Below are 11,028 nucleotides of genomic sequence, written 5' to 3' on the forward strand. Positions count from 1 at the left end.
GGTAATTAAGCCTCACATTGTACGTTTCACTCCATCCCTCTAACGGACTAGTTATCCTTTCCTAGCAGGGTGTTCACGACTTTTCTGCACCAATAAGGACAACAACCTTTCAAACAATTGCAGGGCTAATTTCAACCAATACACATGGAACAGGCAATGCTTACGGTGGATTCTGCGATCAGGTTTATTCTTATGACATCATTGATACAGATGGAATTTATCATGAAAATATTAGTAAGGATAATAAGCCTGAATTATTTTTTGCAATTGGTGCAGGAATAGGTGCTGTTGGTGTAGTAACTACTGTTCGGATTTATGTTGAAAAAATCACAAATCTCCGATCTATATCTAACATGGTAGAACAATCTGAACTTATAAAAGATTTTCTGGGAAATACAAAAGAATATAATCATGTGCAAGCATATTGGTTTCCATACAATAAGAAGGCTTATCTCCTTAAAAGAAAGGAAACTATGGATACGATCAATACAAATAAGATAAGCAAAAGCATTAGCAACTTTTTTCTTTCAATTGTATCTAATTATATATATCCCAATTTGTTAAAATTAATTAAAGGCGGTTCAAACTTCAATAAAATAATTACTAGATTACTTAGCTTTCTCTTTTATAGGCTATTACCAAATGAAGATTTTATTGACGATAAGCCAAGTAGCTTAGTTGAGAGCTTCACAAGAAATCCTTGGGAAAATTTAAATGAAGGTGAAATAATTACAACGACTGATAATTTCGACTCCATAATAAGTGAGCTATCGCAATTCTTTCTTGATAATCTTAAATCTTCAGAAATATTCTTAGAATTTCCTGTTCATATCCGAACAGTGAAATATGATAAAAATTATCTGAGTCCTTTTTATTCTGATGAAGAGAGAGTATTTATAGCACTCGGCTTCCCAAATATTCCAAATGAACCTGAAGATATATATAAAGGAATAGTGGCAATTTTTGATAAATTCAACGGGACTGCTTTAACACGTTTTCACCTTGGGAAAAACATTCCACTTAACATTAGTGCTGAAAGTATTCACCAAAGATATCCTATGATCAAAAAATGGAAGGAAGTATATAACCAATTTAATAAAAAAAAGATATTAACCAATGAATTTGTTGTGAAATATTTGAATTGACTTCATAGAGGAATAGGCTGATTGCTTACCCTAAGCAAAACTCCGTTTACATTACATGGAGGAAGCGGAACAGATTATTATGCTGACCTTAGAAAAAGACTGGTATAAGCCTATAAATTCGTACAAATAACCTAAATTAATGTATTCTAGGCGATAGCATAATAATCTGTTCCGCTTCCATTGTAGAGTGCCTCTGTTGATACTCTTCTAATGTGAAGGAGTCCACTTGAATAGTATGACTGCGTGACGCTTCTGCCTTACGGAGCTGTGTCGCTTCGTCAGCATCAATTACACCTTCTTCAAGGGCAGCATCAACAAGTTCTATTGGCTTAGATTTGGGAAGTTGCCCTATCGTAATAGCATTCTTAATCTCCTTGATAATGAATTCTGCCTGCACCGATAAGCGCAACGCCTGTTCCAGTCGCCCCACGGCTTCCTCAGGGTGATTGGGGATGTAGATATCACTGGTTAGCCGATCGCGTCCCTCTCCCGGCGTCTGCAAAATCTGAGCCACCTGATGACCCAACTGATCCGATGGTTGTGCCCCAATCGGATTCAACCGCCACCAGCTCAAAACCCATCCGCTCAACGGTAGTGACAGGTTACTTACTATCCCTTCAATGGCCTGTTGAATTTGGGCAAAGGCATACTGCATTGACCAATGAACCAACGGAAGATCTTCTGCCTGTCGCCCCTCCGCTTCAAATCGCCGCAGCGTCGCTGACCCGAGATACATCCAGGAGAGCATATCTGCAAAGCGTCCAGTTAGCATTTCTCGACGTTTGAGAGAACCACCTAATGAAAGCATTGCGAAATCGCTGAGATTAGCAAAAGCTGCTGAGGCCCAGGCCAGTTTGCGATAGTAAATCGCGGTTTCCCTTTGACCAAGGGAATGGGTTAACCGTCCACGAGTGAGGCTAAGCAAACCTGCCCGAATACCACTGCTGAATATGAGACCAAGGTGAGGCCAGAAGGCCGGATCAAAAGTGGCGATATCCGATCTCTCCAGTGCCGAAATCTCATCGTAAATGTAAGGATGGCTGCGAATCGCTCCCTGGCCAAAAATCATCAAAGAGCGGGTGAGAATATTGGCCCCCTCCACCGTAATCGCAATGGGCATGGCTGTATAGACATTAGCTAGCAAATTTCGAGGCCCGCGACAAATGCCGGAGCCACCCAGGATGTCCATGCCGTCGATGACCGCGCGACGTGCTAATTCAGTAGTTTGGGATTTTGCGATCGCACTGACAACCGCAGGCTGTTCCCCCTGATCCACCGCACCGCAGGTATATAACCGCACCGCATCAATGATGTACGTTATTCCCCCAATCCGAGCCAGCGGTTCTTCGACCCCTTCAAACCGACCAATTGGCAGACCAAACTGTTTGCGAACCACGGCATGGGCACCTGCTACGCGAGACACAAGCTTGGTCACCCCCGTACAGGTGGCCGGGAAGCTGATTCCGCGACCCGCTGCCAGAGACTGCATCAACATCTTCCAGCCCTGTCCGGCCTGCTCGACCCCGCCGATGACTTGCCCGACTGGAACGATCACGTCGTGGCCTTCCAATGGCGAATTATAGAACGGTACGCCCATTGGATCGTGGCGGCGGTTATGGATGACACCTGGTAAGTCAGTAGGAATCAGAGCGCAGGTGATACCGGGATGTTTGCCTTTACCCAGCAGGTTATCGGGGTCGTGGAGTTGGAAGGCTAAGCCGAGGAGGGTTGCGATCGCACCCAGCGTAATATATCGCTTGTTCCAATTGAGTTTAAGGTAGAGCTGGTCGTCATCACCCTTGAATACCATGCCATTAGAGGTAATACTGGCAGCATCCGATCCAGCCTTGGGCTCGGTGAGGGCAAAGCAGGGAATGTCTTCACCGCTGGCGAGACGCGGTAAGTAGTGACTCTTTTGTTCTTCTGTGCCATAGCGGAGTAAAAGCTTAGCGGGGCCGAGGGAGTTGGTGACGCCGACGGTGGCGACATGGGTAAAGGAACGCGAGGCAAGTTTGGCCATCACGGCGCTGTAGGCCAGATTAGAGAAGCCGAGGCCGCCGTATTCTTCGGGAATCATCATGCCGAAGAAGTGCTCTTTTTTCAGGTAGTCCCACACTTCGGGAGGCAGGTCTTGGCGCTGATAAATTTCCCAGTCGCTGGCCATTCGACAGACTTGCTCGACGGGGCCATCTAAGAAGGCTTGGATCTCGGGGGTGAGTTGTGGGTAAGGCTCGTTTAGGATGCGTTGAAAGTTAGGTTTGCCGATGAAGAATTCACCATCGACCCAGGTGGTTCCCGCTTCGATCGCGGCGCGCTCCGTTTCCGAAATTTTAGGAAATAGCTGGAGTGATTGAGCTAGCTTGACCACTGGAGATGTTATAAGCCAGCAACGCAAAAGCGGAATGTTCATCACTATAGCCAGAATCACATAAGCGATCCAAAGCCAAATCGGTGCTTTGAGTGTGCCAATTACTGCTGAACCATAGATTGTCCAAGCCCATAAGGGAGCACCGATGTATCCGAGAAGAATGAATATCAGCAGCAGAATTAGAGTTGTTATGAGAAATGTTAGGAGCATCATGGGGTGGTCTCCTGGGTAGGTAAAAAATGAGAAGGGAAATCAAAGCATCAAATTTTCAAAGACACCAGCAGCACCCATGCCGCCCCCCACACACATGGTCACTAACCCGTAGCGAATCCCTCGACGCTTCATTTCGTGCAGCAGGGTCGCAGTCAATTTGGCTCCGGTGCAGCCTAGTGGGTGCCCCAGTGAGATCGCACCTCCATTCACGTTCACAATTTCCTCATCCAGCCCCAACTTACGGATCACCGCTAGAGACTGAGCCGCAAAAGCTTCATTCAGTTCAATCATGCCGATATCACTCAGCGATAATCCCACCAGCTTGAGTACCTTGGGGACCGCTTCTACCGGGCCAATCCCCATAATCTCTGGCGGCACACCCACCACGGAGAAGCCCAATAGTCGGCCCATTGGCGAAATACCTAGCTCCCTTACCAGGTGCTCACTCATCACCACTGCTGCCGCTGCACCGTCCGACATTTGGGAAGAGGTTCCTGCTGTGACGGTGCCATCAACTTTGAAGATGGGCTTGAGTGCGGCCAATGCTTCCAGGCTGGTATCGGCACGCGGACCTTCATCGACTTCAAAGACTAATTCGGTGGTTTGGGGTTGGCCGTCTACAAGTGACGTTTCTTTAAAAGTGAACGGAATAATTTCGTCCTTGAATCGTCCCTTTTTGATCGCAGCCAGGGCTTTTTGATGAGATCGCAACGCAAAGGCATCCTGATCTTCTCTAGAAATCTGAAATTCCTCCGCCACATTCTCTGCCGTCAGCCCCATCGACAGATAGGCTTCGGGTACGTCGGACAGCAACCCTGGATTGGGAGTCAGATAATGCCCCCCCATCGGAATCAGGCTCATAGATTCCGCTCCTCCTGCAACCATCACCTCTGCTTGCCCGGTTGCGATCGCTTGAGTGGCCATTGCGATCGTTTGTAAGCCAGACGAACAAAATCGATTGACGGTACATCCGGCAACGGAGTGGGGTAGGCCCGCTCGCATAGCGATCACACGACCTAAGTTGAAGCCCTGTTCTGCCTCGGGGAAGGAACAGCCCATAATCAGGTCATCGACTTGATGGGGTTCAAGCTGGGACACTTTTCCCAGTGCCCCCCTGGTGGCAGTGGCTCCCAAATCATCAGGACGGCTGTTCCGCAGAGTGCCACGGGGGGCTTTGCCGATTGCAGTGCGAACGCTGCTTACGATATATGCGTTGTTCATCTTATTTACCTCGTGCTCAGTAGGGAATTTGCTTGTATCCCTGACTTATCTCCACATCCTGCTCAATTTCTAAGTGGTTTCTTTGTCTTCAACGTGTGCATAATCCGCTCCTGCGTTTTCCTTTCGCTAAACAGCGGTAGAAACATCTCCCGCTCTAAGCCCAATAGATAGTCATCAGAGACTAACGCCGGAGCAGAGAGGTCTCCACCAGTGAGGACATAGGCTAAACGATTGGCAAGGAAGCGATCGTATTCAGAGATATAGCCGCCCTTCTGCATCAGATAAGCCGCCGTCTCAAACGTGGCTCGGGCCGGTTTGCCCAAGACCTTGACCGCGTTCCGCTTCGGCGGAGGCGCATAGCCTTCATGGTCCAGTCGTAGGACTTCCTCCTTGGCGACATACAATCGGAGATCGCTATTCATAACAATCAATGCGGTGGGTGGCAGATACCCCCATTCCTGAGCTTCATGGGCGCTCCCAGCCACCTTCGCCATACCAATATGCTCAAACGCCTGCTTCAGAAATGCCAGAATATCACTGGGGTCATCGCTGGCGGCATGTTCAGCGGCCCAGGTAGCCATCGTCATAATGCCACCTGCACCGGGAATCAGGCCGACGCTTAGTTCCACCAAACCGATATAGGTTTCCGCTGCTGCGACAACGTGGGGAGAAGCCATCACTAGCTCACAGCCACCGCCCAGAATCCGACCGCGAATGGCGGCGACAATTGGTTTTGGGAAATAGTGAATCCGCAGCATTAGCGATTGGAACTGGTCGAGGAGGTGGGCGATCGCACCATGCTCACAGTCCGTAAACACATTCACCTTGTCTTGGAGTGAAAATTTAATCATGTCCGCAAGGTTGGCTCCTGCAGAGAAATGCTCCCCGTCGTTACCAATCACTAGACCGCGATAGTCTCCGGCCTCCACGATGTCCAGCACTTCTGAAAAGCCATCTACCACGACCTGTCCGAGAGTATTCCCCTTCGAGCGAAACTCGAATAGTGCCACGCGATCGCCAATGTCGAGCAGCGCTGCTTCTGAGTTTTCCCACAGCGTCTGGGCCTGATCGGTTTTAAAGTGGGCCACAGTGAGTTCATCGGTTGGCATTTCAGTGGCCCGATAGCCGTGCAGCGGTTGGTAAACAAGACCGTTGTCGCCGACGTGCTGATAGAAGCGATCAATGCCCGCCAGATGCATTTGTTCAACCCAGCTCGGCACCGCTATTCCTGATGCTTCCATGTCCTTAAGAACAGTAGCGAAGCCGAGTGCATCCCAGATTTCAAAGGGACCAAGCTGCCAGCCAAATCCCCAGCGCATGGCCTGATCGATTTCAAGGGGGCTATCAGCAATTTCAGGAATCCGGTGGGCGCTGTAGCTAAGCATCTTGAGCGTGGTTTGCCGGAAGAAGGTTCCCGCACGACCCGAATCTTGATAGAGCTTCTGGAGCCGTTCAGGAAGGGATTTAATTTTGGCCATTCCTTTCCAGTTTCCCAAATGCATCGACTGAGCTTTCTCATATTCAAGGGTCTGGATATTAACTGAGAGAATGTCCTTCCCGACCTTCTTATAGAAACCCTGCCCCGTTTTCGCTCCCAGACTGCCAGCTTCTACCAGCCGTCTCAAGAGCTGCGGAACCTGGAAGACTGCGCGGCTTTCATCATCGGGAATCGCAGGATAGAGATTTTCAGAGACATAGAGAAGCGTATCAAGACCGACAAGATCAGCAGTGCGGAATGTGGCTGACTTCGGACGTCCCACTAACTGCCCTGTAAGCGTATCAATCTCTTCAACGGTGTAGCCTTGTTCCGTTAAGGCTCGAATTCCCAACATACTGGCAAATACCCCGATCCGGTTGCCGATGAAGTTGGGGGTATCTTTGGCAACCACCACCCCTTTGCCAAGATGAAGACGACCAAACCATCGCAGTCGCTCCAGAATTTGCGGATCGGTGTCAGCCGTGGGAATCAGCTCTAGGAGCTTCAGATAGCGAGGGGGATTGAAAAAGTGTGTCCCTAAAAATCGCTGCCGGAAAGAATCTGAGCGGTCTGAAGCGATCGCCTGTATCGACAACCCACTCGTATTCGTTGAGATCACCGCATCATCACGAACGTGGCCATCTAACTGGGCCATCAGCTTTTGCTTGATATCCAGTTTTTCTACGATCGCTTCAATCACCCAATCCACATGGGTCAGTCGGTGCCAGTCATCTTCAAAGTTGCCGAGAATAACGCGGCGGGCTGTTTTTTTAGTAAAGAAAATCGGTGGCTTTTGCTTGAGTCTTTTCTTAAAAGCAGCCTCGACGATTGCGTTTTTATGTTCCCCAGATGCAGGTAAATCCAGCAGATAAACCACTAAACCTGCATTAGCGAGGTGAGCGGCAATTTGGGTGCCCATCACGCCTGCACCGAGGACTGCGGCTGTACGGAATGGTTTCAACATGACTTCTAACCTCGTCGTATGGGAATTGGGAATGGGCGGCTTTGTCTAGGACACTTCTAAGGTGAGTGAAGGCAAAACTTCAGCCTGAGATCGCGGCTGAGAGACGGTCACAGAAGTAGGCGTTGCGGAATAGAGCGCTTCAATCTCTTCAGCAAAGGCAATACACAGCGCCTCGCGGTCAATTTGTCGCCCTGGGGTCAGCAATCCGTTGGCAACGTTAAGACTTGCAGGAACCAGTCGAAAGCGTTTCACAGTGGACCAAGCCGGGACTTTCTGACTCGCAGCATCCACAAGGGTCTGATATTCAGCAACAATCTGCGGGTGTTCCAAAACTACATCAAGGGAAAGATGCAGTCTCAGTTTTCTCGCCAGTTTCTGGACTCTTTGTAGATTAGGAAAAATGAGTAGACCACAGTAAGGGTGCTGGTTCCCTACGGTCATAGCCCAATCAACTAGCGGGGACTGAACAAGGTGATGCTCGATGGGTTCAGGGGCCACATACTTGCCAGTAGACAACTTAAAGAGGCTTTTTTTCTGGCCAATGATGGTTAAGAATCCTTCATCTGTAATGTCTCCATAGTCGCCCGTATGGAACCAGCCGTTGGCTTCAATGGCTTCTTGGGTGGCAACTGGATTTTTGTAGTAGCCCTTCATAGTGTAGGGCGATTTAGCGAGGATTTCGCCGTCGGGGGCGATCGCAATTTCAACCCCAGGAATGGGCACTCCTACAGTTCCGGCCCGGTTAAGTTTTCCCCGATTCACGCACAGAACGGCGCTGGTTTGGGTAAGACCATACCCCTGCAGAACTGGAATTCCGGCAGCAGAGAAAACGGTGGCTAACTCTGCTTTAAGGGCTGCTCCACCACAGAGTAAATATTTAAGGCGACCGCCGAACCCCTCGCGCCATTGACGATACACCAACTGATCCGCCAGCTTCAGCTTCAGTCTGTACAACCAGTGAGACCGACGACCGAATTTGTACTGCTGTGCTAGATTAATTGCCCATTCCAGGGTCACCTGCTTGAAGCGGGGAATTTGACGTCCCCGTTCCTGAATCTTTTGATAGACTTTTTCTAAGAGGCGCGGCACTGTCGATAAGATGGTGGGCTGAATTTCCCGCAAATGCCTGACGAGTCGCTGGGGCGTTGTGAAATAAACCGTATGGCCATAGTTGAGGTGCCCGTACAGCATCACTCGGGCAAACACATGGGTCAGCGGTAGAAAAGAGAGAACCGTTTCCTGCGGTCCTGTTTTGAGATCTGACATGACGCTAAACGCCGCCAGCGCATCTCCCGCTAAATTTTCATGGGTGAGCATCACCCCTTTAGGGAGTTCACACAGATAAGGCGCACCAGGCTTGAGCCGCTGCCGCAGGGCCGTCACTACCTGAAAGACAGGCAGCACTTGGCTTCTGAACGCCTGGCAGCGACCTGTTGCACCTGCAACATAAACAATGGTGGCCACATCTTGAGGCGCAATCTCGGTCCGTAGTGCCCTTTGAGACTGTTCCGATAGTTGCTCTCTTCCCCATTCCCGCACAGCAGTCAAGGACATAAGCTGAATGCCGTCTGGAAGAGTAGCCTGCAGATTTCTCAGAGAATCCTCCGCAGCGAATGTATCCAAGCCAAGAGCAACAATAACGAATTGGAGTTCAGATAGCTCATGTAGACAAGGAGCAATCTGATGCAGCATATGAACATCAGAAAGAATGAGGGCTGTTGCACCGCTGTGCTGCAGAATAAACACCATGTTTTCCGGTGTCTCGCCCATATAAATCGGGACATTGATCAGTTGCGCCAGCACGCTGCCCATATCGGCTAGGCAGAAGTTGACATCGCTGTGCATGAGCAACGCAACGCGATCTCCTATCTCCAGCCCCAACCCTTTGAGACCCAAGGCGATTTCCTCTGCCGCTTTGCGAAACGCCTGTATCGAGAGCGATTCCCAGCCCTTGCGAGTCCAATGATTAAATGCTCGGGGATTGGGGTAACACTCACAGGCTTCGTCCAACAGTGACGGCAGGGTTCGCCCCCGGAACCCCTGCTCAGACTGCGGTGGTGCGCGGTAGATTTGACTGGGCATAAACATGATTGACTAGAGCCGCTCGAAACGACTCTCTCCCACAAACGGCGCTGGTTCTCCTCAACCTTTTTGCGCTTTATTGATGTGAGATGACTTCAGACAAAGCTACGCAATATTGACTGTTTCTCCTGCAGCGAATTGAAGCGTTAGCAAGGTTGAAGCACCAATTGAAAATTTAATGGCATCAATGCAGCGCATCCATTGACTGTGACCTTAAGTAGCCTCGGTGGCGTTGAATGACAATTTTTAAGGTACAATCAGAGTATAGCATATATCTATACAGATGGCCCAAACTCAACTATGCATAAGGATCCCAGAGCATGAACTCAAAGTCCTAGATCGCTATGCTAAGCAGACACAACGAACCAAGACCGACATCATTCGCGAGTTTATCCGCTCTCTGGAGGACGCTACAGAACGTTAACCACGCACTAGCTGGCAAGGCTTTTTTAGGAGTAACTGCTGTGATAGCCACTGGCTGATATCAGCGAGTACCGCATGGGCGTTCAGATCGTTGTGCAAATCGTGATAAGCACCTGCGTATTCCAGGTGCTGTTTGCTAGAGCTACCCACCTGTTGAAAAAATGTTGCACTCCCAGTAGGAGAGGCGGTTTGATCGTGACTGCCGTGGAGCATCAGCAGCGGTAGAGTCAACTCAGCCGCGTGGGCTTGCAGCTCGTTTTGAGTGCGGAGAAATTCAGTGGCTAACCGTGCCGTTCCTTTCGTATGTCGAAGCGTATCTTGATAGTGGTCCACAATTGCTGCTGGATCGCGAGAATTCACGGCTGGGTCAATGCCAGTGTTAAGTGAAAATCGAGGCCAGACTAGCGACAAGAAACGCGCAATCGCCAGCTTCCAGGACGAGACGCCAACAGCTCCCATCGGAAGACCAGATACAATAACTCCCTTCAAGTGATGGGGATAGTGGAGGACATAATCTAGAACAATCATGCCCCCTAAACTATGCCCCCAGGCAAAGAGAGGGCGGTCATATTGCTGCCGTTTCACTAACTGCAGAAAGATCTGAACGTCTTTTCTAAATTCTGACCAATGGCTGATATAGCCCCGCTGCCCAGCGGAACGACCATGCCCCCTTAAATCTAGCGCGTAGACAGCATAGCCCTGGGGAACCAAGGCATTGATCGCATTCATAAAAGTACCGCTGTGACAGCCTAAACCGTGGGAGATCACAACTACTGCCTTAGGGAATTGCTCAGGCAGCCAAGCTTGATAGTAGAGGCTGTGCTGCCGAACGCCGATAAAGTAACCTGATTCCGTCTCCATTGGAAACCTCCTGCCCATTTGTGTCGATTACGCCACCGATTAGGGGCTGCAGGAGAAGGTCAAGCTTGCTAAAGACAAGCAACTAATAGGGCCATTATAGCGAATGCGACATCGACACCCGATTTGCGACACAACCGGATTGATCACAAATCCTTAGCTTTACTCATCCCCCCAACAACCCCGATAAAACTCCTGTCACCTCTCCCTGAAGATCCTTCCGATTGTCGTCGTAGCGCATCACTGTCTCCGGCTTGGCATGGCGAGAGAGCTGCTG

At 49.7% G+C, this 11,028-nt stretch carries 7 protein-coding genes; 2 read left to right on the top strand and 5 right to left on the bottom strand.

Annotated features, from left to right (window positions below; all coding sequences use genetic code 11):
- The first annotated feature begins 311 nt into the window (after positions 1 to 311).
- Complete coding sequence (locus Q0986_RS06480; RefSeq protein ID WP_299406341.1) at positions 312 to 1,145, top strand: D-arabinono-1,4-lactone oxidase; 834 nt, start codon at positions 312 to 314, stop codon at positions 1,143 to 1,145.
- Positions 1,146 to 1,281: 136 nt separating this feature from the next.
- On the opposite strand, the gene Q0986_RS06485 is transcribed toward Q0986_RS06480, so the two are convergent.
- From Q0986_RS06485 to Q0986_RS06500, 4 genes are all read right to left on the bottom strand, one after another.
- On the bottom strand, positions 1,282 to 3,726 hold the full coding sequence (locus Q0986_RS06485; protein ID WP_299406314.1) for an acyl-CoA dehydrogenase: 2,445 nt from the start codon (positions 3,724 to 3,726) through the stop codon (positions 1,282 to 1,284).
- Positions 3,727 to 3,765: 39 nt separating this feature from the next.
- Complete coding sequence (locus Q0986_RS06490; RefSeq protein WP_299406318.1) at positions 3,766 to 4,947, bottom strand: acetyl-CoA C-acyltransferase; 1,182 nt, start codon at positions 4,945 to 4,947, stop codon at positions 3,766 to 3,768.
- A gap of 62 nt (positions 4,948 to 5,009) precedes the next feature.
- A complete protein-coding gene (locus Q0986_RS06495) occupies positions 5,010 to 7,388 on the bottom strand; it encodes a 3-hydroxyacyl-CoA dehydrogenase/enoyl-CoA hydratase family protein (RefSeq protein ID WP_299406323.1) in 2,379 nt (792 codons plus the stop codon).
- A gap of 45 nt (positions 7,389 to 7,433) precedes the next feature.
- Positions 7,434 to 9,470: a long-chain fatty acid--CoA ligase gene (locus Q0986_RS06500; protein WP_299406327.1), complete on the bottom strand. Its 2,037-nt coding sequence runs from the start codon at positions 9,468 to 9,470 to the stop codon at positions 7,434 to 7,436.
- A gap of 283 nt (positions 9,471 to 9,753) precedes the next feature.
- Here Q0986_RS06500 and Q0986_RS06505 point away from each other — a divergent pair, with 283 nt between their 5' ends.
- Positions 9,754 to 9,894 (top strand): ribbon-helix-helix protein, CopG family, encoded by a 141-nt coding sequence (locus tag Q0986_RS06505; protein ID WP_299406332.1) that lies wholly within the window; start codon positions 9,754 to 9,756, stop codon positions 9,892 to 9,894.
- On the opposite strand, the gene Q0986_RS06510 is transcribed toward Q0986_RS06505, so the two are convergent.
- Entirely contained in the window at positions 9,891 to 10,754 is an 864-nt protein-coding gene (locus Q0986_RS06510) for an alpha/beta hydrolase (protein WP_299406337.1), read from the bottom strand. The genes Q0986_RS06505 and Q0986_RS06510 overlap by 4 nt on opposite strands.
- Between the last annotated feature and the right edge of the window lie 274 nt (positions 10,755 to 11,028).

The organism is Acaryochloris sp. IP29b_bin.148, assembly GCF_028285565.1.
Classification (GTDB): domain Bacteria; phylum Cyanobacteriota; class Cyanobacteriia; order Thermosynechococcales; family Thermosynechococcaceae; genus Acaryochloris.